The sequence below is a fragment of the Thalassobius sp. Cn5-15 genome, assembly GCF_022347685.1.
Classification (GTDB): Bacteria; Pseudomonadota; Alphaproteobacteria; order Rhodobacterales; family Rhodobacteraceae; genus Thalassobius.
The window spans coordinates 185,334-206,285 of the sequence record NZ_JAKRGF010000005.1 but is presented as its reverse complement, the minus strand read 5'-3'; the positions used below and the strand labels follow the sequence as shown (position 1 = coordinate 206,285).

Sequence of the window (20,952 nt, the reverse complement as noted above, 5' to 3'; positions counted from 1 at the left end):
AGGGGGCGATGCGCCCCCTGTTAACCCCACCCTGTCCAAGCATTGGGCATCCTAAAGGGTGGGGCGTTTTATTAAGAGTTCTGTGTTAAACTACCCCAACGTTGTTTTTAATCAGGGGTATCTGTTGTTTTCGACCACCTGCGGAGCCGCCCCGCCGCTGCGCAAGACCAGCGAACGGAGCTGACGCATGTATGATCAAACCAACCACCTGCCCGCCCTGCCCGGTGTCGGCTACAAGCCGCAGCATTACAGTGATCTGGTCGCGAATCCCGCGCCTGTCGGCTGGTTGGAGATTCACGCAGAAAACTACATGGGCGCCGGTGGCCGCCCCATCGCGCAGCTAAAACAGCTGTCCGGGCACTTCCCCATTTCTGTGCACGGCGTTGGCCTCTCCATCGGCGGTGAGGATGCGCTTGACCCCGATCACCTGTCGCGCCTGAAACACCTGTGTGACTGGCTGAACCCGGCCAGCTTCTCTGAACACCTGGCGTGGTCCACCCATGAAAGCGCCTTTATGAACGACCTGTTGCCGCTCCCTTACACTGAGGTGACGCTGAAACGGGTCTGTGACCATATCGATCAGCTACAGGACACCATCGGCCGTCGGATGCTCTTGGAAAACCCATCCTCCTATCTGGCCTTTGATGACTCCACCTATGCAGAACCTGATTTTCTGTCTGAGGTCAGCAAGCGCACTGGCTGCGGCCTGCTGCTGGATGTGAACAACATCTTTGTGTCGGCCACAAACCTGAACTATAGCCCCTACGCCTATGTCGATGCGTTTGATCTGGACAAAGTGGGAGAAATTCACCTTGGCGGTCATGATGAGGACGAGGATGACCATGGCGCGCCGCTGCTGATAGACAGCCACGGGCGCGAGGTTGCCGATCCCGTCTGGACGCTGCTGGATTATGTGCTGGAACGCTCCGGCCCGCTGCCCACGTTGATCGAATGGGACACAGACGTTCCCGAATGGCCCGTTCTGGCGGAGGAAGCGCGCCGCGCCGATATCGCATTGAGCAAACTGAACGCCCGCGCGAAGGTGACCGCATGAGCTTGACCGCCTTCAACGACGCCCTTCTGGATCCCACTGCCGACCGCCCTGAGGGTCTGTCGGATTCCGCTGGCCGGCCAGCGGGCAAACGGTTTGATGTCTACCGCAACAACGTCACCGTTTCCCTGCGCGAAGCACTAGAGGCTGGATTTCCCGCAACTGCGCGCCTGCTGGGCGAACAGAACTTTACCGCTATTGCAACGGGATACCTGCGTGCCAATCCGCCGTCGTCGCCTTTGATGATGCTTTATGGCGGGGGCTTTCCGCGCTATATTTCCAATGTGCCGGCGCTGGCAAAACTGGGCTATCTGCGTGATGTCGCGCGGCTGGAATACGCCATGCGTCAAAGCTATCACGCAGAGGATGCGCCGGAACTGGCCGCAGACAAACTGGCCGCGCTTGCGCCAGAACAGCTGTATAATGCGCGGCTGGCCTTTGCCCCCGCGACGCAAGTGGTGCTGACCGAATGGCCTATCCATGCTATCCGCGCCAAAGCACTGGGTGAAACGGCTGAAAACCCACCCGGTGTGGCCCAGCCCACACTGGTCACCCGGCCCGAGTTTGACCCGATCCTGACCCCGCTACCAGCGGAACAGGCGGACCTTCTGGCAGAGCTGATGCGCAACAAAACACTGGCAGAGGCAAGCACAATGCACCCCACTGCCGATCTAGGAACACTTCTGGGCACGCTGCTGGCGACCAAGGCCCTGACAGACATTAAAATAGAGGATAAACAATGAACGCCTTGCTAAGCATCTACGCAAGCATCGCCAATGGCCTGAACCGACAGGACTGGCTGCTGTCCACTTTTGGCCGCTTCCTGTTCGCGGCGACACTTTTGGGATATTTCTGGGCCTCGGCCACCACCAAGCTGGGCGATGGTTTCTTTGGCCTGTTCAGCCCCTCCACCGGCGCCTATGCGCAGATCTTTCCCAAGGCGTTTGAGGCCGCGGGCTACGATGTTTCGCAGTTTGGTGTTTTCCACTGGGCGGTTGTCATGGCGGGCACCTATGCCGAATTTATCCTGCCGCTCCTGATCGTGCTGGGCCTGTTCACCCGCCTGGCCGCCGTTGGCATGATCGGCTTCGTCGCGGTTCAATCACTGACCGATCTTTATGGCCATGGCGGCATCGAACATATTGAAACACTCGGCAAATGGTTCGACCGTCTGCCCGATGGCGTCATTCTGGACCAACGCGGGTTCTGGTTCCTGCTGCTTCTGACGCTGGTAATCAAGGGCGCGGGACCGCTGTCGCTGGATCGTATCCTCAGCGGCAAGGCAGGCGCGCCGGAACCGATTACACAGCACTGATCACACTCAGCGCACGACAAAAAGAAAGGGCGGGTCAATGGACCCGCCCTTCTTCTTATTCAAACAGACTTAAACGCCCAGCGCCGCCTGCGTGTCCTTGCCCCAGCCAAGGTACATGTCACCCGTATCCGTCACGATCAGCGGCCGTTTCATCAGCGCTGCGTGCTCTGTCAACAGATCCAACGGCGGCTGAGCGCGCGCCACCTCATCCAGCCCGCGCCAGGTCGTGGAACGTGTGTTCAATAAAGCCGTGCCAAAAACCTCAAACGCAGCGGCGCGAATCTGATCATCCATAGGATGAGATCGAATATCCACCAGTTCAGCCATAGGCAGAGCTTTGGCCGCCTTGCGGCAGGTATCGCAGTTTTTCAGCCCGTAAATCTTCATTTTTTCCCCTTAAAACCCGCTGAGACGCGAGCAATTCCAGTATAAACCACAGTTTGTGCCCTGTTTTGCTTGATTTTTACAGCAGTGGTGCAATCATCCAAGGCGTAGCTTAGGCACGATGGATCCCTGATCTTAAGTATAAAAGTTTTTAAAAGTTTGGAATCCCTTCCTGCCGATGTGAAATGGACCCGCAATTCGCGGGGAGGAACGGATAGAAGGAGACACGGAACATGCCAACAGGCACCGTGAAATGGTTTAACACCACCAAAGGTTACGGCTTCATCGCACCTGATGATGGCGGCAAAGACATTTTTGTACATATTTCAGCAGTAGAACGTTCCGGTCTTACCGGACTGGCTGACGAACAGAAGGTCAGCTTTGAGCTGATCGATGGACGCGATGGGCGCCAAATGGCGGGCAGCCTCAGCCTCTTGTAATAAAAAAGGGTGACGTTTTACGTCACCCTTGCTCACATCTCTATAGAGAGGGATCAGTTGCTGTAGCAACCTTTCTGTCCCTCAGGACAAATAGTGTCGCTGGCATAGGATGCCGATTTTACCATCGGCTTGGCGCGGCTGTAGCTGCGGGTGGCGCCGTGGCGCATCATCGCCTGGTAGCTGACCGATTGGTTGGGCACGCCGCAACAAATCACACCATCCATGCTGACCGGCTGCTGGCCGGCGGGGCAGTGATTGGCGACGCCTTCATAGGCGAAGACGCGCGGTTCGGCCTGTGCGCCCATCGGCAGTGCCAGCATCGCGGCGAATGTCGAGGCGGCAAATACACGAAATTTGGTCATGGTCTGATCCCTGAAAATGTCAGTGTTTGCGATGGTTTCGTAAAGATACCCCCAACCTACCGAAGAGGTAAGGCAAGGCCAAACGGAAACTGACCGACGGGCTAAAACACCACGTTACTGTTTCCATACTGTCACCAATATCCCGCTATCACCCCTCATTGCAGAACAAAAAGGCCCGCAGACACTGCTGCGGGCCATATGGCGGATCACCTATTGTGCTTAGTGATGCTGCGAACGCTTACCAAATTCGCCTTCCAGACGCTGGCGCAGTTTCTTACTGGCGGCTTTCACCGCATGCTGGATGTCGCTGGCATCATGATGTACCGCATAGGGGCGCATGCCTTCAGGGCGGGCTTCAACCGTGGCGCGGATATCCTCACCACCTTTGGGGCCACGCATATCCTTCACATGAACCTCAACCCGCGTCAGTCGGGACGCGATCGGCTTTAGTGTGTCGCTGACCAGCCCCTCGCAAACCTCTGCCAGACGTTCGTCGCCGTGAATATTGTGGTCGGTGTTGATCTGAATATGCATCAAAGCCTCCTTCTTGTTCTTCATCAGCTTATGGTGATTCATTTGGGGGGATTTTGATCTGAAACAAGATTGTTCGCGATTTTCTGACAGCCATCCGCGCAAGTATGCCAAAGCTGTGAGCGGCCTTGAAATCAGGGGAGCGAGGGCCAAGATATTATAGACAGACACGCCAACAGAACGGGGGTTAACCCAATGATATGGAATATGTTTCGGAAACTGACGGGCAAGCGATCCGCGCCGGGACTGACCGTTATCGGGTCGCCCCCCCGCACCATCCCCCGCAGTGCCCAGAGCGTCAAATCCCCCCGTTTCAATCCCCTCCCCCGACTGCGCGGCAACAGCTGTGATTGGGTGTCTGAAGGCGCCAAAAACGCCAGCTTCACCCAGTACCGCTGCACCACCTGCGGGGTGGAGGCATTCAGCCGGACAGGCAAAGCCCCGCGTCAATGCAAACGCGGGGTTGAGGGTGGGTTGTAGGCCACTGATTACTCAGAAAGCGTAGCGCGCCCTGTGGGGCGGGTCGGGCGCAGCCAAATCAAAGATTGGGCAAAAGGGTCAGGGGTATTACCCCTCCAGTACCTCTTGCAATTCACGCCATTCACGGGCGCTCATGCCGCTGGTTTCGGCGGTGACGTCTTCGCCTTTCAGCATTCGGCGCACGCAGTCCAGCGCACCAGCGCTCAGCGCGGCACCGCCCATACGGTAATCCGCGAACGCTTTGTAAGCAAAAGGCACCCAGTCGGCGACCAGCTTGCAGATCTCATCCGCATAAACGCGGATTTCGTATTGCGCATGACTATCCGCACGCAGGCGCAGGAAGTGCAGCAGGTTGTGCAGGTCCACCTTCCAGTACCACTGTGTATAGATATTGGCTGGCAGGTTCATCCGCGCCAGTTCCCGCGCCAGCCCCTGCTTGCCGTCGTCAGAAATCATCTCTTCATAGTGATCGTAGCTGCGTGCCGCATCACCTTTGAGGATTTCCAGCACACGCTCTGCCTCGGCACCGGTCAGCGCCTCGCCACGGCCCTGATTGTTGATCACCGACTGCGCGGCAAGCTGTTCCGGCTGCGGGATGTAAAACTCGCGATCCAGAATGGAATATCGCGCGGAATATTCGTTCACATTCGCAGTACGGTGGCGAATCCATTGACGGGCCACAAAAACCGGCAGCTTCACGTGCAGCTTCAACTCGCACATCTCAAACGGGGTCGAATGCCAGTGGCGCATCAGATACCGGATCAAGCCTTCGTCGTTTTGCACCGACTTAGTGCCCTTGCCATAGGACACACGGGCCGCCTGACAGATCGCGCTGTCATCGCCCATATAATCAATCACGCGGACAAAACCGTGATCCAGCACCGGATAGGCCTGATAAAGATGCGCCTCCATCCCCTCAGAGACAGCGCGCAGGGTCTGGCGCGGCGTCGCGCGCTGCGCGTCGATTTCAGCCTGTTGTTCCGGGGTGATGGGCATTTTGTCCTCCAAGGCACCTAATCTACGAGTCGCGCCCACTATATCTAGTGGCTGCACGATTTACACGCTCATATCTGCGCAGAAGCTACCGATAAACTTGCGATGTTTTGGCACCTGCCTTGCATCTTTCGTTGACTTTTCGCCGGATCAACTGGACTCTGGCAGAAACGGCCAAAAGAGCCGAGATATTTGAGGATTTAGCAGATGCTCCGTTTCACAACGCCTTTTGTGTTGCCGCTTGCGCTCGCGGCTTGCAGTGCCGACCCCAGCGGCGTCAGCGACGTCGGGTCGGTCGAAAACCCCGCATACGAAGAGGTGGCAGGCAGCGTCCGCGCGGTCAATTATGATCCGATCGATGAGGAATTGATCCTGTCGATCAACGGCATCCACGGCAACGACTCCAGCGTGACCTACACGCGCCGGGCCGATCTGGACTCGACCGTCCCGGGTTACGAAGTTTACATGCAACAATCGACGCCAGCGGACCGCCATTTCACCGCGCTCTTTGCCGAAAGCAATGACAACCGCGTCATCGCCGGCGCTGTCATCGATGGCGGCAACAACGGCCGCTACTACGGTGGCAGTTATTACAGTCGTCAGGGATCGAACATCTATTCCCCCTACACTGATAACAGTCAGGGTGAGGCGCAATATTTCGGGACCTATGCCGGCGTAACCAACATCGACGGGCGAGGCGACCAACTGCTGGATGCCTCTGGCATTCCCAGCAATCTGGGCCGACCGGCACAGGCAGACCGGATCACCGGCATCATCCTGCTGAATGCGGATTTCGCCAACGGCGGTGTTGATGGGCAGATCTCCAACCGGCAGCTGGTGGATGACACCCGCGGGATTAACGCCCAACTGGCAGCCAACGATATCCTGCTGACCGATGGCGTGATCGCTGAGGATGGCACCTTCACCGGCACTGCTGAATTTGAGACACAGACAAACACGCCCATCGGCCACTTTGGCGGAATTTTCGGCGGCAATCAGGCCACATCTGTGGCGGGTACGGTGTTTCTGGAACAGTTCGACGGACCGACCGGCACCATCGAGGGAGAACAGGAATTCGGCGTTTTCGTCCTGACACGCTGCGGTGCCCCCGGGGCGGCGGCCGCCTGTTCCGGCCTGTGAGTCTGTGCGCAAATATACCCTGAAACGGTCACTTGCTGCGGCGCTTATCTGCACCGCCCTGATGCCGCGCGCGGCCTTGGCAGAGGAGTTGCGCCTATCGCCGCAAGAAGCACGACAGGTGGCACAACACGCACTGCAGAGCGGCAACCCGCAATTGGCGGCGTCATTGGCACAGGGTCTTTTGCAACGTGACGGTGCCGATGGTACGGCGCATTTTATGCTGGCGAGGGCCTTCCAGCAAATGGGACAACCCGCCAAGGGACGCCGCGCCGCACGGCTCGCCTATCGCCATGCCGTCACAGAAGTGGATCATTTCCACGCCGCACAGCTTGCTGCGCGACTGGCGGTCGAAAACCAACGCCCTATGTCCGCCAAACTGTGGCTGCGCCGGTCCCTGCAGTATCTGCCCGATCCAAAGCTGCGTGCGGCGGTCGCCCGCGACTATCAGATCCTGCGCAACATCTCGCCATGGCAGTTCGGCCTGAACGTTTCTGTAGCCCCCAGTGATAACCTCAACAACGGGGCCGACAGCCGCTATTCCCTGATCGACGGTGTTCCGGTGGCCGGTATCCTCAGCGGTTCGGCGCAGGCGCTGTCCGGTGTGGCGGGGGTTGCAGATCTGACACTCGGCTATCGCTTGATGGGGTCCAAGACCAGTCAAACCCGCATCGGGCTACGCTATTATGGTCGCCGCGTTCACCTGTCGGATGAGGCCCGCGATTTAGCACCAACGGTCAGCAACAGTGATCTGGCGTTTGATTACGGCGAGGTGTCACTCGCCCAACTGCGCCAGACAGCCACGGCGCAGTGGCGCTATGGCTTTGCCCTAGGACAGAGCTGGTCGGGCGGTGAGCGCTTTCAACGCTCCACCCGGCTGAACGTGTCACGCAGCGCAACACTCGGAGCGCTGGGGCGCTTGCGCCTTGGCAGCCAGTTGGAACGGTTGAGTTATTCCGACAACCGCCCAGATGTGAACGGCATCACCCTATCGTCGCACTTGTCACGGCACAGCGAAGACTGGGGCAACTGGCAGTTTGGCCTGACCCTAAAGCGCGAGCGGAGCGACAATATCAACGCTGACCGCAAACAGGTGATCGCCCAAATTGCGTGGGCACCGGATGTGTCAGCGCTTCCGGTGATGTCTGACCTGACGCCGGTGGTGACGCTGGGTGGCAGCAAACAGCGCTATGACGCCTATAGCGCAGGTTTCATTGTTCCGGGGGGGCGGCGCGATGAAACAGTTTTCGGTCAACTGGAGGCAACGTTTACCCAATTTGACTACGCTGGATTTGCCCCTACTGTTACCCTGCGCAGCCGACGCACCACATCAAATGTCAGCCGGTTTGAAACCCGCGAAACCACCCTGTCACTTGGGGTGCGGTCCAGTTTCTGATACATAAAATCGCTATGGATTGAGGCAAACCCGCAGATCCATACCAACAGGAGAGAACAAGACATGGCCCTGAAATATCTGCACACCATGGTCCGGGTGAAGGACCTGGAAAAAAGCCAGGCTTTCTATTCCCTTCTGGGTCTCAAAGAAATCCGCCGTTACGACCATGAAGGCGGCCGCTTCACACTGATCTTTATGGCCGCTGAGGGGCAAGAAGACTGCCCGATTGAGCTGACCTACAACTGGGATGGCGATGATGCGCTCCCCGATGACAGCCGTCATTTTGGCCATCTGGCCTACGAGGTCGGTAATATCTACGAGATGTGCCAACACCTGATGGACAATGGCGTCACCATCAACCGCCCACCCCGTGACGGGCACATGGCCTTTGTCCGCTCGCCCGACAATATCTCGATCGAGTTGTTGCAGGCTGGGGATCGGCTGGAACCGGCAGAGCCTTGGGCCAGCATGGAAAACACCGGACGTTGGTAAACGAAGCAATCGCGTGACAGAACCGCCGCCCCGAAACGGGCGGCGTTTTCAATAGATGTAGCGGATTTGATCGGTCCAATAGCGTTCGACCCGCCGCAGCGCGCTGGTGATTTCAACAATCCCGTCAGGACCGAGCACCCCCTTTGCCTGCAGCCCGTCCGCGTGACGTTCAAACAGGGCGGCGATCAGATTGCGGATGTCGCGCCCTTTGTCCGTCAGGCGCACTCGCACGGACCGGCGATCGATGGCGCAGCGCTGGTGGTGCATATAGCCCGCCTCCACCAATTTTTTCAAATTGTAGCTGACGTTACTGCCCTGATAGTAACCACGCGTTTTCAACTCCCCCGCCGTTACCTCATGGTCGCCGATGTTGAACAGCAAAAGCGCCTGAACAGCGTTGATTTCCAAAACACCCACGCGTTCAAATTCGTCCTTGATCACATCCAGCAGCAGGCGGTGCAGCCGTTCCACTAGGGCCAATGTGTCCAGATAACTGCTGATGAATCCCGTGCGATCACCGGTTTCAAGCTGTGGGGTGTTTTCAAGGCGGGTGTGAACGCTCATTTGCGGCCTCCATCTGACATCTGTCGGGCAGAGACTGCCGGGAATTCCCCAAGAATAGGTTAAATGCCGCGGTTAGTTAGCTAAAATGCGAACCATTCGCCGCGGCATCTGTTATTATTATCGGAAACCAGATCCGATCACAGTTCAGTTCAAAGACCTGTGGCAATCGCACGAACGTCAGCGATCTGCGCCTGCAGATCGGCGGGCGCCTCTTGCTGGCCCGAAACCCACTGATAGAGATCCTGATCGTTTTCATTCAGCAGCAGCTCATAGGCATCAAGGGCAGCGTCATCCATTGCCTCCAACCGGACAGCGGCATAACGCATCAGGATGATATCCATTTCCTTAATGCCACGCCGCATCGAGCGCATCTGCAAACGTTTCAGGCGATTTTCGCGGGTTTCGGACATGATCCTCAGGAACCTTTCAATTTCAGCCGCAGCTGTTTTTCCAACCGACCCAGACGATCAATAGAGGAAGTCATCTGCAGTTTCAGCGCACGAATATCTGCCAGAACCTCTTCCACGTCGGGGTCGATATCATGGTGGTCACCGGGTTCGCTAACGCCGTCGCCTTCGCCCGTCAACAGCCAGCGGATCGAAACATTGAGAAGTCCCGACAGCATGCGCAGTTTGTTCGCCCGCGGCTCAGACAGGTCGTACTCCCAGCCCTGCAGCGTCTTCAGCTTGACACCCAGACGGCGCGCCAGCTCTTTTTGTTCCATCGAGGCCTGTTCGCGTGCCGCCGCCAGACGGTCGCCAAAGGTGGCCATATCGGGTCCGTACCAGTCAAAGTCCTGCGGCTGCCCAGTGATATCAGCCTCCTCTGGCAACAGTGCATTCAAATCTGTTGTGGTATTCTGGCCTTCATTGTCTTGCATGGGCTCCCTTTCTGCCGAAGCTCTCTTGATCGGCTATTGCGCACAACCTAAGACAGGACATTGTAAGTTAACAACCACCCACTTGTCGCACCAACCACCATACTGTCGCACTGAGGATAAAAAATGTCTTTCCTGTCCGAGACACTCGCCCGCGTGAAACCGTCACCTACTATAGCCGTATCGAACCTTGCGGCTGAGCTAAAGGCGGCAGGACGTGACGTTATTGGCCTATCTGCAGGCGAACCGGACTTTGACACGCCGGAACATATCCGCGCCGCTGGTATTGCCGCGATCAATGAGGGCCACACGCGCTACACCGCCGTGGATGGCATCCCTGACCTGAAGGCGGCGATCTGCGCCAAATTCAAACGCGACAATGGACTGGATTACACGCCAAAACAGGTGACTGTGGGCACCGGTGGTAAGCAGGTGCTTTATAATGCGCTGATGGCCACGCTGAACAAAGAGGATGAGGTGATCATCCCTGCCCCCTACTGGGTCAGCTACCCCGATATGGTGCTCTTGGCCGGTGGCACGCCGGTGTTCATCGAGGCGCAACTGGAGAACGATTTCAAGATCACGCCCGACCAGCTGGAGGCCGCAATCACCCGCAACACCAAATGGTTCCTGTTCAATTCCCCCTCGAACCCCACAGGTGCGGGCTATAGCCGGGACGAGTTAAAGGCGCTGACCGATGTGCTGCTGCGCCACCCGCATGTCTGGGTGTTGAGTGATGACATGTATGAACACCTCGCCTACGACGGGTTTCGGTTCTGCACCCCTGCCGAGGTAGAGCCGCAGCTTTATGATCGCACCCTAACCGTCAACGGCGTGTCCAAAGCCTACGCCATGACCGGCTGGCGCATTGGCTATGCGGCCGGCCCCGAGCCGCTCATCGCCGCGATCCGCAAGGTTCAGTCGCAATCCACCTCAAACCCCTGTTCGGTCAGCCAGAAGGCTGCAGTTGCCGCACTGAACGGTCCGCAGGATTTTCTGGCACCGAATAATGAGATGTTCGTGCGCCGCCGCAATCTGGTGGTCGATATGCTGAGTGCGATTGAAGGCATCACCTGTCCGGTGCCGGATGGCGCGTTCTACGTCTACCCCTCCATCGCGGGTCTGATCGGCAAGAAGACCCCTGAAGGTGTAGAAATCAGCAGTGATGAGGTCTTCGCGACTGAACTGCTGAATGACTGCGGTGTTGCGGTGGTCTTTGGCGCGGCCTTTGGCCTGTCGCCGAACTTCCGCATCAGCTACGCGACCTCTGACGAATTGCTGCAAGAGGCCTGCAGTCGCATTCAAGCCTTCTGCGCCAAGCTCAGCTAAGTCCCTTCCCCGTTCTGCGATACCGTGGAGCGGGGATATTTAAGTATTTTTGGAACATTGAAAGAGCAATCTCATGTCCGTTGACCTGCCAGAATATTACTTCCGGGTGCGCGAAAACGGCGCCTTTGTGTTCCGTGTGGATACCGAAAACCGGCAGCGCCGGATTGAGCTGGACCAGATCGCCAACGTCAACATCAAGAACGGCGAGATCAAATCCCATGGCGATCGCAAGCTGACGGATGACGACATGACCGCCATCCGCCACTGGATGGATGATCGCCGCGCGCTGTTGGCCGAGCGGGATATCGACGACATCCTGCGCACGGTGGACCATTTGAACCTAACCACCCATTGGGCACAGTCGCGCGCCAGCGATGAGCAACTGGAGGCGGTGACAGATCAGCTATTGCTGACCATGCACGACCTGCGGTCGGTTCTGGTGCGTAAGAAGGCGGACAGGCTTCTGAAATCTAAGGGGAAGTAAGCGCCGCAGCTGGCGGCTTCTTTGCTCGTCCAGCGCTGCGGCTGCAGGCAATTGATCCGCCTGTGCCAACGCACATTCTTGCCTCTGCGACAACAGCGGGCCTAGGTTGCATTCCGCATGCGGTGGGATGGTGCCGAAATCTGTGCACTGTTAGATCCTGCGCTATTGGAACAGATTATCCTGCCTATCATCCCTTGTTGAAACGCGGGCGGGCAGTTGCGGCCAGCGGGTCAGAGGTGCAGCTGGCATATCACACGGCGTTCGCTGCTAACGGCGTGGTCATGACGACAGGCGCGCGCGACGCGGCGCCTTGCTGGCCGTTGGGTGACCGCATCAATACCTTTCTTCAGACGCATGGTGCGGCCAACGATCAACTGGGCAAAGTACGGCCCATACCGATCATCGGCGCCAGTGCCATCGCCTTTCATTTGCTTTAGAACGTCTCTCAACCGACAATGCGTGCGTCTGTGCTGCGCATCACCGGCCCCCAGAACCGCGCCATCAACAGCACGCCTGCGCATGCCAGCCCGACGGCAAGACCAGACCAGACGCCAACGCCGTCCCAGCCCAGATGGAACCCCATCACATAGCTGACCGGCACCCCGATCCCCCAGTAAGAAATCGCCGCGATGATCATCGGCACCCGCGTGTCCTGCACACCGCGCAGCATGCCCAGCGCCATCGCCTGCGCAGCATCGGCAAATTGAAACAGCCCGGCCGCCGCCAGGAGCGGCACGCCCAGCGCGATCACTGCATCCCGTTGCGGATCCTCCGGCGACAGGAACAGCGCAATCAGCGGTTCCGGAAACAGCAAAAACGCCAGCAGTGTCAGCGCCGCAAAAGTTGCCGAAATCGCAGTGATCAAATGTGCACCAAGGCGCAGATCACCCAGATTCCGCCGCCCGACTGCGCGACCTGCCCGCACTGTTGCCGCGTTGCTAAGGCCAAGGTGCACCATAAAGGTCAGCGCGGTGATCTGCAGCGCAATACCGTGTGCGGCCAGCGGCAATGTGCCCAGCCAACCCATCATCAGCGAAGCGGCAGCAAACAACCCCACCTCTGCCAGGCTGGTTAGCCCCATCGGCCAACCCAACCGTGTCACGGCGCGAAACGCCTCCCAGTCAGCACGCCAGAAGCGGGCGAAAATCTCATGCTCTGCGGTGACGACATGCAGATAAACCGCGAGCAGCGCCATCGAGGCCACATTCACAACCAGCGACGCAACCGCCGCGCCCTGAATGCCCATTTCAGGTAAACCCCAGTTGCCAAATATCAGCGCATAGTTGACCACCACGTTAATAGCCACCGCCGCAAGCGTGACCCATAGCACGATACCGGCCCGTTCCAGCGCCGAGAGGTAGGATTTGAACACCATCACCAGCAGCGCCGGCAGGATCGACCAGCCGTTGATCACCAGATACTCCTGCGACAGACGCGCCACCTCTGGTGTTTGCCCTGCCATCAGCAGGATTGGTTCGGAAAACAGCATCACTGGCAGTGCGGCAATCGAGTAGAAAGCAGATGCCCAGATCGCCATCCGCGTCACCCGACGAACCTGCGTATCTTCGCCTGCTGCTTCGGCCTCTGCCACCATTGGCATCACGGCACCTGCAAAACCGGCCCCAAGGATGAACAGAACAAAAAACGCAGTGCTGGCAATCACTTGCGCTGCCAACACTTCAACGTTGTACCAGCCCAGCATGAGCGTATCGGTCATATTGATGGAAAATTGTGCCACATGGCTGCCGATCAGCGGCAGACCCAGCGTCGCAATGTTGCGCAGGTGTTGTCGTAAGGTCAGATCTGTTTTCATCTCTTAGCCGTAGACCGCGCCCAAGCCTCTGACAATCCCTTTTCGCCGCCGCGCTTGTGGCCGCAAAGCTGCAACAACAGGGTGAGTCGCCGCCACATTCTGCCCTACAAGCGAAAGCAGAGTTGCCGCGCCAAACACCAACCCTAACAGAAGCCAAATGCCAATTCCCGCCGCGGTGTCAATTCTACCCCCATCTCTTTCGGCCAAGGGATACATACTTTGGGATTGGTTTTACCAAATCGGGCTTTAACTCTTGGCCAAAAGTCCGTGAATATATAGCAGGGAGTGTCGTTTTAGCCGATACGACCTACCAGATTTTGTTACGGGAGGCCGAATTCCCGATGGTTCAACCCTTGGTAAGTGGACGAGAGTGATGCGACGTCATGATACCCTGAGACGCCTTGTCGTAGACGAAGACGACAAGACCGCAGATCAGTCCAGCACAGATCAGGGGTTTGTGTTCCGGGACTTCGAAGTATCGCGGATTCAGCACATCACAGAGGCGCTGCGCCGCAATCCGGTGCGCAATACGATGCTCTATCTCTTGGGCGCGTTTGTTTGGACCGCGTTCCTGTCCTACGGTGGTGCGGTGAAGGCAGACCATAGCTTTGCTGTGGCGCTTAGTCCTGCCATCTCGCTGTTCTGCATCATAGTCGGTATTCTGATCTATCCGCGCAATATGCTTTGGGTGCCGATTGCGGCACAAATCGCACTGTTCTTCGTGCCCTTCATGATGCCTGTGGGCGACGGTCTGACATGGTTGATGGTGCCTGAAGTGTCGTTCCGGCTGGTGTTCTTCCTGTTGATGGTGAACCTGATCGCGGGCGGCATTATCGGCTGGATCGTGCGTACACTTTACCGGCGCACAGCCCATCAGATGCAACCGTTTGAAGCAGACCTGCTCGTGGCAGGCGCCACATTCGCGGCCTTCCTCGTCGTCATCTATGGCGCGATCTCTCTCATTTCGCTGTTCATGTCGACCCTCAGCCCTGCAGAGCTGAGCGTGCTGGGCTTTGACGCACAGTTTTTTGAATTTGCAATGATGCGCAATATACGTGCCGCCACGGTCTGCGCGATGATGCTGATCGCCATGCAACAAACCCCCAAGGGTGAAGAGCTGCGGGTGTCGCTGCCCTTCATTCTGATTTTCCCGGGTCTTGTGGTTCTGCACAACATGGGTTTCGGCGGCTATGAGGCGCTGGATGCGGCGGCAATGGGCGCGCTGCTGGCGCTGGCATTGCCCGTCAGCGCGGCGCCAATCGTGGTCCTGCTGGGCCTCACGGTCTTTGCGGGCCTCACCGGTCATTATCTCAACGACAAGGTTCTCAGCACCCCGCTTGAGGCGCTGTTACGCAGCTACGCGTTGGGAATGATGGTGCTGATCATGCTGATCCTTGCCCTGCGTGGCCGCGGGCGCCATGAACGTGAACAGCGTGTTGCCTCGATCCGTCGTCTGTCGACAGTGCGCGGTTTCGCCGGTGTTGGCCTCTTTACGGTGAATGTCCCCACTGACACCATGCGACTGGACCCCGCCGGTCAACGTCTGGTGGGCCTGCCTGCAGAGGCAGGGCTGGACGATCTGATCAGCCGCTTCCGCGCGGACGAACAATACCTGCTGCGTCACGCAATCGAAAGTGACAGCCACGCCTCGATCACCCTGTTGTTGCGTCTGGCCGATCAGCTGGACAGCGGTGACAACCGTGTGATGCGCCTGCACTTGTGGGCCGAAACCACCGTGCGCAACGAGCGTGTGGTCTATGGTCTGATGGTCGAAGTGACCGAAGAGCACCTACAGGAACGCGCCCTGACCAATGCCCTGAACGAACTGTCCCTGCGTCAGGACAAACAGAAACAACTGTTTTCCATCGTCAGCCACGAAATCCGCACCCCTGCCTCTGTCCTGTCGATGCTGATCGACGAGTTGGAGAATGGCCATAACTCTCAGGATGTGGTGCCACAGATGCGTGAGGCGTCAACGCAACTCCTGAGCGTGCTGGATGACATGCGTCAGGCGGTGAACCCCGAAAAGAACCAGCCGCTGTCAATCAAACCTTACGTGCCTGCAGATGTGGCCGAACGGGTGCGCAACACCTATCAGATGCTGGCCAAGGGCAAGTCGATCCGCATTTCTCTGGATCTGGGTCCGGACTCAGTCCGCCCGATGATGGGCGACAGCAACCGTTTGAAACAGATCCTCGGCAATTTGGTGCGCAACGCAATCATTCACTCAGAAGGCACCGAAATCCGCATCTGCTATCAGCCCTCGATGACTGGTCTGCCGCCGAACCCTACCAGCGGCACCGCCTTCTGGTCGGTCACCGATGATGGCGTCGGCATTCCACAGTCCGAAATCGAACGTCTGTTCCAACCCTTTGAACGTGGCTCTGCCGATGCCCGCAATCAGGCAGAGGGGTCGGGCCTCGGCCTCTATATCGCGAAACAGGCGATTGAGTTGCTGGGTGGCGCGCTGCAATATTTCGAGGCACCCGAAGGCGGCGCAGGCTACCGTCTGGATCTGGCCGACAAACCCGCCAGCCAGCAGGACATTCAGGCCCATAAACCCAAAGGCGGCCCCGTTGAGAGCAAAAAGCTGAGCGAGTTGCGCGTGGTCCTGGCCGAAGACAACGCGCTGGTCGCACAGGTGACGTCCAAACAGCTGGACCGGATCTTTGGCAGTATCGAACACGCCGAAAACGGCCGCAAAGCGCTGGAAAAGGTGCGGGAGAACCCACCGGATCTGCTGATCACTGACCTGTTCATGCCGGAAATGTCGGGTGATGAACTGGTGCAGGCGATGAAGGATGAAGGCTTCAATATCCCCGTCGTCGGCCTGACTGCTGCGGTTGTGGGCGATGATATCAAACGGTTCGAAGACGTCGGCGCCACCGCCGTCCTGCCGAAGCCGCTGGATGTAAAACGTCTGGCCGGTTTACTGGAGGAAAAGGTGGCGGTGTGAGTCTGCGCCACATTCCACAAATCCCTAAACGCGCCCCAGTCGGGCGCGTTTTCTTTTGTCACCCGTGCCACCGGCTAATTTATCCACAACACCCAATAGCAATAGAGAAACAAAACTCTACAAGTTTGGATGCCTCATATAACTGAACTATTTTTACAGACTGCGCATTGGTCGGACGCTCAATTTATCGCGCTGCACTACGCAACAGCAATGATCGGCTTCCTACTGGCCATAGCAGTACTACCAGCGCGGGCCCCATTGGACGGATTGCTTTTCTGCTGGGCTTCAACCAATCCACGGGTCGGAAAGATATTCATCGAACCTCACCTTCAAAGCCGCTTCAGGATTTCTCACCCCAAAATCCGCTTTCAAGGCTGCCCCGCCGCGCGACATGATGACCACATCCATTTCCAACTGAATTGAAAAAGCGCGCCCCGATGGGACGCGCTTTCATTTCCTTTACCAAACCTCAGCTTAGCGTTTGCGGCTATCGGGGTGCAGCGCGGTGCCGAGAATGTGGTCCGAACGGTGGATCACATGGCTGGCAGTCGAGGCAATCAGCGGATCAGGGGCGGTGGCGATGTCCAGATCCTTACCCGGATAATCCAGCGAGTTGAGGAAGTGCAGCATGCAGTTCAGGCGCGCGCGCTTCTTGTCGTTGGATTTGATCACCGTCCAAGGTGCGTCGGCGGTGTCCGTGTAGAAGAACATCGCCTCTTTCGCTTCGGTATAATCATCCCATTTGCCCAGCGACGCCTTATCGATCGGCGACAGCTTCCACTGTTTCAGCGGATCAGACTCCCGCGATTTAAAGCGGCGGCGCTGCTCTTCCTGTGTAACCGAGAACCAGTATTTATAGAGGCGGATGCCCGAGCGCACCAGCATCTGCTCCAGATCGGGGGTCTGGCGCATAAACTCCAGATATTCGCCCGGCTCGCAGAAGCCCATCACCCGCTCAACACCCGCGCGGTTGTACCAGCTGCGGTCATAGAGGACCATTTCGCCTTCGGTCGGCAGATGGTTGATATAGCGCTGGAAATACCACTGACCGCGCTCTTCGTCGGTGGGTTTGTTCAGCGCCACCACGCGGGCCTGACGCGGATTCAAGTGTTCGGTGAACCGCTTGATAGTGCCGCCCTTGCCGGCTGCGTCACGGCCTTCAAACAGCAACACAAACTTCTGACCGGTTTCCTGTGCCCAGTGCTGTACCTTCAGCAGTTCGGCCTGCAGCTTCGCTTTCTGTGCCTCATAGGCGGAACGCGACATCTTTTTCTTGTAGGGGTATTCGCCCGACTCAAACGCCTGACGCACCTGTTCTACAGACGGGGCTTTGGTTGGCTCTGCCTGCGGCGAGGTGGTTCCGTTGGTAAAGCCATTGGAGGCGGCGGAGGGTTCCGGGGCAGCAGTTACAGCAGGTTTGGGCGCAGCAGGTGCGGTCATTGGCGTCTCCTTTGGTTTGTTCGCCAAGAGCTTATCCTTGGTCGCGCGACGCTGCCTTGATGCACGTCAATAAATGGTACACAAACCGTAAAAAGACCGCATCTGCCTCTGCGTTCCGCCCCCCCTTCAGCCCTTGGGCCTGCCCAGCACCATCTTGTTGCCCGCCAACACCTCCGGCGCGCCAATCCACGCATAGGCCAAAAGCGCCGGTTCCAGATCCGATACAGTGATGCGATGGGCATGCCCGGGCGGATTGTAGATCGACGATCCCGGCGCATAGACCCCATAGTCGTTTTCGGACACCGAACCAGAGAGGCAAATATAGCTTTCGGTGATGCCCGTATGCGCATGGGCAGGATAGATGCAGCCCGGCGCAAACAGCACAAGCCCCAAGATCACCTCGGACGACGGCACCGGCCCGTTGGGCCCAGCAATTTCCGCATAGCCATAGGACTGCGCCAGCCCCTTGGGCACACGATCATAGCCATATTCCCAATGCAAGCTGCCCCGCACCGCATCCAACGCCCGCGCCACCGGTGCCAGCGCCGCTGTGCGCCCCTCATCCAGCGCACGACGCAAATGTGCGGTCACTGGCAATTCAGCCGACGTTGTTTCGCGCAGCACCGGATTTGCTTTCACTAGACGGTTGATCGCCTCCCGCACCTGTTTTTGATGGCTGCGGATCACCCTGCTGCCGCCTGCCGGCAAAAACCGGTACATTTCATAATATTCACGTAGCAGATACAGCCAGTCCGGTTGGTCCTTCACCCGATCACCCATCGCCTTCCTCCTTCCCACTCACCTGTAGCTTGGTGCACCGCTTTTGCAGGATCTGACCCAAATGCGACATCGGCCCCACGGAATGGGCTTTTCGTGGCCGCGGGCATTGCCTATGATCATCCCCAATCAGAACCAAGAAGAGCAGCCGATGACCGATCTCATTGATGGCCTACAGCCAGAGACCTATGATGCCTCCTCCATTGAAGTGTTGGAAGGCCTCGAGCCAGTGCGCAAGCGCCCCGGCATGTATATCGGCGGCACCGATGAACGCGCGCTGCACCATATGGTTGCGGAAATCCTCGACAACTCGATGGACGAAGCGGTGGCAGGCCACGCCAACCGGATCGAGGTGGAACTGAACGCAGATTATTCGCTGACCGTGCGCGACAACGGGCGCGGCATTCCGATTGATCCCCACCCCAAATTTCCGGGCAAATCCGCACTGGAAGTCATCCTGTGTACCCTGCACGCGGGCGGCAAGTTTTCAGGCAAGGCCTATCAGACCTCCGGCGGTCTGCATGGGGTTGGTGCGTCGGTCGTGAACGCGCTGTCGGATTCGATGGTGGTGCAGGTTGCGCGCAACAAGGAACTGTTCGAACAACGCTTTTCCCGTGGAATCCCGCTGGGCGGGGTGGAGAAAGTCGGTGCAGCCCCCAATCGGCGCGGCACCACCGTGACCTTCCATGCGGATGAACAGATCTTTGGCAAGCACCGATTCAAACCGGCCCGCCTGTTCAAATCCATCCGCTCTAAGGCTTATCTGTTCTCCGGCGTCGAAATCCGTTGGAAAACCCACATAGATGATGGCGAAACCCCGAAAGAGGCGACATTCCACTTCCCCGGCGGTTTGGCGGATTATCTGAAGGAAACGATGGCCTCTGCCTCCACCTACGCGGATCAGCCATTCGCAGGCACCGTGGATTTTCAGGAACGCTTCAATGTGCCGGGCAAGGTGGAATGGGCGATCAACTGGACGCCGTCGCGCGACGGCTTCATCCAGTCCTACTGTAACACTGTCCCCACGCCCGAAGGCGGCACGCATGTGGCCGGTTTCTGGGCCGCCGTGCTGAAAGGTATCAAAGCCTATGGCGAGTTGGTCAACAACAAGAAGGCCGCGTCGATCACCCGCGATGACCTGATCACTGGCGGCTGTGCACTGGTCAGCTGTTTCATCAGCGAGCCGGAGTTTGTCGGCCAGACCAAGGACCGGCTGGCCACCGTCGAGGCGCAGCGTCTGGTCGAAAACGCCGTGCGCGACCACTTCGACAACTGGCTGGCGGCGGATACCAAATCCGCGGGCGCGATCCTTGATTTCCTTGTCCTGCGGGCCGAAGAGCGCCTGCGCCGCCGTCAAGAGAAAGAGACACAGCGGAAATCAGCCACCAAACGCCTGCGCCTGCCGGGCAAACTGACCGATTGTTCCGCCACCAACCGCGAAGGCACTGAGTTGTTCATCGTCGAAGGCGACTCGGCCGGTGGGTCGGCCAAAATGGCGCGGAACCGTAAAACGCAGGCGTTGTTGCCGCTGCGCGGTAAGATTCTGAACGTGCTGGGGGCAGCGTCCTCGAAACTCGGCTCGAACCAAGAGATCAACGACCTGACCCAAGCGCTGGGTGTAGGTCTGGGCACCAAGTTCAACGTTGATGACCTACGCTATGACAAGATCATCATCATGACCGATGCGGACGTCGATGGCGCCCACATTGCGGCGCTGTTGATGACGTTTTTCTTCACCCAGATGCGACCGATGATTGATGCAGGCCACCTCTATCTGGCCTGCCCGCCGCTTTACCGCCTGTCACAGGGCGCCAAACGCGTCTATTGCGTCGATGAGGCAGAACGGGACGAGTGGCTGAAGAAAGGTCTGGGCGGCAAAGGCAAAATCGACGTCAGCCGCTTTAAGGGTTTGGGTGAAATGGACGCCAAGGACCTGAAAGAAACCACCATGGACCCCGCATCCCGCACCCTGATCCGCGTGACGATTGACGAGGATGAACCGGGCGAAACCGGCGATCTGGTAGAACGCCTGATGGGCAAAAAGCCGGAACTGCGGTTCCAGTACATTCAGGAAAACGCGCGGTTCGTTGAGGAGCTGGATGTTTGAGTGAGGGTGGGCGTTCGCAGCCCA

22 protein-coding genes are annotated in these 20,952 nt (G+C 58.0%); 12 read left to right on the top strand and 10 right to left on the bottom strand.

Annotated elements, in window-relative coordinates:
• Positions 1 to 187: 187 nt before the first annotated feature.
• From MHM86_RS12755 to MHM86_RS12745, 3 genes are read left to right on the top strand one after another with little or no spacing between them, the layout of a single operon-like run.
• Positions 188 to 1,054 carry a DUF692 family multinuclear iron-containing protein gene (locus MHM86_RS12755; protein WP_239200201.1) on the top strand — a complete coding sequence of 289 codons (867 nt, stop codon included), beginning with the start codon at positions 188 to 190 and terminating at the stop codon, positions 1,052 to 1,054.
• Positions 1,051 to 1,794: a DNA-binding domain-containing protein gene (locus MHM86_RS12750; RefSeq protein WP_239200198.1), complete on the top strand. Its 744-nt coding sequence runs from the start codon at positions 1,051 to 1,053 to the stop codon at positions 1,792 to 1,794. Before MHM86_RS12755 ends, MHM86_RS12750 begins: the two co-directional genes overlap by 4 nt.
• Positions 1,791 to 2,366: a DoxX family protein gene (locus tag MHM86_RS12745; protein ID WP_239200195.1), complete on the top strand. Its 576-nt coding sequence runs from the start codon at positions 1,791 to 1,793 to the stop codon at positions 2,364 to 2,366. The genes MHM86_RS12750 and MHM86_RS12745 overlap by 4 nt, the downstream gene beginning before the upstream one ends.
• A gap of 69 nt (positions 2,367 to 2,435) precedes the next feature.
• Here the strand turns inward: MHM86_RS12745 and MHM86_RS12740 are convergent, their stop codons facing one another.
• A complete protein-coding gene (locus tag MHM86_RS12740; protein ID WP_239200192.1) occupies positions 2,436 to 2,753 on the bottom strand; it encodes an arsenate reductase family protein in 318 nt (105 codons plus the stop codon).
• A gap of 230 nt (positions 2,754 to 2,983) precedes the next feature.
• Here MHM86_RS12740 and MHM86_RS12735 point away from each other — a divergent pair, with 230 nt between their 5' ends.
• A complete protein-coding gene (locus tag MHM86_RS12735; RefSeq protein ID WP_239200189.1) occupies positions 2,984 to 3,190 on the top strand; it encodes a cold-shock protein in 207 nt (68 codons plus the stop codon).
• Positions 3,191 to 3,243: 53 nt separating this feature from the next.
• Here MHM86_RS12735 and MHM86_RS12730 read toward each other — a convergent pair whose 3' ends face one another.
• Positions 3,244 to 3,552: a hypothetical protein gene (locus MHM86_RS12730; protein WP_239200186.1), complete on the bottom strand. Its 309-nt coding sequence runs from the start codon at positions 3,550 to 3,552 to the stop codon at positions 3,244 to 3,246.
• Positions 3,553 to 3,771: 219 nt separating this feature from the next.
• Positions 3,772 to 4,086 (bottom strand): HPF/RaiA family ribosome-associated protein, encoded by a 315-nt coding sequence (locus MHM86_RS12725; RefSeq protein WP_239200183.1) that lies wholly within the window; start codon positions 4,084 to 4,086, stop codon positions 3,772 to 3,774.
• Between the two features lie 204 nt (positions 4,087 to 4,290).
• Here MHM86_RS12725 and MHM86_RS12720 point away from each other — a divergent pair, with 204 nt between their 5' ends.
• On the top strand, positions 4,291 to 4,563 hold the full coding sequence (locus MHM86_RS12720) for a hypothetical protein (RefSeq protein WP_239200180.1): 273 nt from the start codon (positions 4,291 to 4,293) through the stop codon (positions 4,561 to 4,563).
• An 87-nt stretch (positions 4,564 to 4,650) separates the two neighbouring features.
• On the opposite strand, the gene thyX is transcribed toward MHM86_RS12720, so the two are convergent.
• Positions 4,651 to 5,559 carry an FAD-dependent thymidylate synthase gene (gene thyX / locus MHM86_RS12715; RefSeq protein ID WP_239200177.1) on the bottom strand — a complete coding sequence of 303 codons (909 nt, stop codon included), beginning with the start codon at positions 5,557 to 5,559 and terminating at the stop codon, positions 4,651 to 4,653.
• A 204-nt stretch (positions 5,560 to 5,763) separates the two neighbouring features.
• On the opposite strand from thyX, the gene MHM86_RS12710 reads away from it, so the two are divergent.
• From MHM86_RS12710 to MHM86_RS12700, 3 genes are all read left to right on the top strand, one after another.
• Positions 5,764 to 6,696, top strand: a complete 933-nt coding sequence (locus MHM86_RS12710; RefSeq protein ID WP_239200174.1) for a hypothetical protein — start codon at positions 5,764 to 5,766, stop codon at positions 6,694 to 6,696.
• Positions 6,697 to 6,700: 4 nt separating this feature from the next.
• Positions 6,701 to 8,089: a surface lipoprotein assembly modifier gene (locus MHM86_RS17160; protein ID WP_239200171.1), complete on the top strand. Its 1,389-nt coding sequence runs from the start codon at positions 6,701 to 6,703 to the stop codon at positions 8,087 to 8,089.
• A gap of 63 nt (positions 8,090 to 8,152) precedes the next feature.
• Entirely contained in the window at positions 8,153 to 8,581 is a 429-nt protein-coding gene (locus MHM86_RS12700; protein WP_239200168.1) for a VOC family protein, read from the top strand.
• 48 nt (positions 8,582 to 8,629) lie between these two features.
• Here the strand turns inward: MHM86_RS12700 and MHM86_RS12695 are convergent, their stop codons facing one another.
• The 3 genes from MHM86_RS12695 to MHM86_RS12685 form a co-directional block, all read right to left on the bottom strand.
• On the bottom strand, positions 8,630 to 9,145 hold the full coding sequence (locus MHM86_RS12695; protein ID WP_239200165.1) for a MarR family winged helix-turn-helix transcriptional regulator: 516 nt from the start codon (positions 9,143 to 9,145) through the stop codon (positions 8,630 to 8,632).
• A gap of 149 nt (positions 9,146 to 9,294) precedes the next feature.
• Positions 9,295 to 9,555, bottom strand: coding sequence for a succinate dehydrogenase assembly factor 2 (locus tag MHM86_RS12690; protein ID WP_239200162.1), 261 nt, complete (start codon positions 9,553 to 9,555; stop codon positions 9,295 to 9,297).
• Positions 9,556 to 9,560: 5 nt separating this feature from the next.
• The gene (locus tag MHM86_RS12685) at positions 9,561 to 9,917 is read right to left on the bottom strand and encodes a helix-turn-helix domain-containing protein (RefSeq protein ID WP_239200366.1); all 357 of its coding nucleotides are present in this window, start codon (positions 9,915 to 9,917) and stop codon (positions 9,561 to 9,563) included.
• Between the two features lie 231 nt (positions 9,918 to 10,148).
• Here MHM86_RS12685 and MHM86_RS12680 point away from each other — a divergent pair, with 231 nt between their 5' ends.
• Both MHM86_RS12680 and MHM86_RS12675 read left to right on the top strand, forming a co-directional pair.
• Complete coding sequence (locus MHM86_RS12680; protein ID WP_239200159.1) at positions 10,149 to 11,351, top strand: pyridoxal phosphate-dependent aminotransferase; 1,203 nt, start codon at positions 10,149 to 10,151, stop codon at positions 11,349 to 11,351.
• A gap of 73 nt (positions 11,352 to 11,424) precedes the next feature.
• On the top strand, positions 11,425 to 11,835 hold the full coding sequence (locus tag MHM86_RS12675) for a hypothetical protein (protein WP_239200156.1): 411 nt from the start codon (positions 11,425 to 11,427) through the stop codon (positions 11,833 to 11,835).
• A 445-nt stretch (positions 11,836 to 12,280) separates the two neighbouring features.
• On the opposite strand, the gene MHM86_RS12670 is transcribed toward MHM86_RS12675, so the two are convergent.
• On the bottom strand, positions 12,281 to 13,648 hold the full coding sequence (locus MHM86_RS12670; RefSeq protein WP_239200153.1) for an MATE family efflux transporter: 1,368 nt from the start codon (positions 13,646 to 13,648) through the stop codon (positions 12,281 to 12,283).
• 373 nt (positions 13,649 to 14,021) lie between these two features.
• On the opposite strand from MHM86_RS12670, the gene MHM86_RS12665 reads away from it, so the two are divergent.
• Positions 14,022 to 16,604: an ATP-binding protein gene (locus tag MHM86_RS12665; protein WP_239200151.1), complete on the top strand. Its 2,583-nt coding sequence runs from the start codon at positions 14,022 to 14,024 to the stop codon at positions 16,602 to 16,604.
• 474 nt (positions 16,605 to 17,078) lie between these two features.
• Here the strand turns inward: MHM86_RS12665 and ppk2 are convergent, their stop codons facing one another.
• On the bottom strand, positions 17,079 to 18,044 hold the full coding sequence (ppk2, locus tag MHM86_RS12660; protein WP_239200148.1) for a polyphosphate kinase 2: 966 nt from the start codon (positions 18,042 to 18,044) through the stop codon (positions 17,079 to 17,081).
• Between the two features lie 126 nt (positions 18,045 to 18,170).
• Complete coding sequence (locus MHM86_RS12655) at positions 18,171 to 18,824, bottom strand: dimethylsulfonioproprionate lyase family protein (RefSeq protein WP_239200145.1); 654 nt, start codon at positions 18,822 to 18,824, stop codon at positions 18,171 to 18,173.
• A gap of 148 nt (positions 18,825 to 18,972) precedes the next feature.
• On the opposite strand from MHM86_RS12655, the gene parE reads away from it, so the two are divergent.
• Positions 18,973 to 20,928, top strand: a complete 1,956-nt coding sequence (parE, locus tag MHM86_RS12650; protein ID WP_239200142.1) for a DNA topoisomerase IV subunit B — start codon at positions 18,973 to 18,975, stop codon at positions 20,926 to 20,928.
• Positions 20,929 to 20,952: the final 24 nt, after the last annotated feature.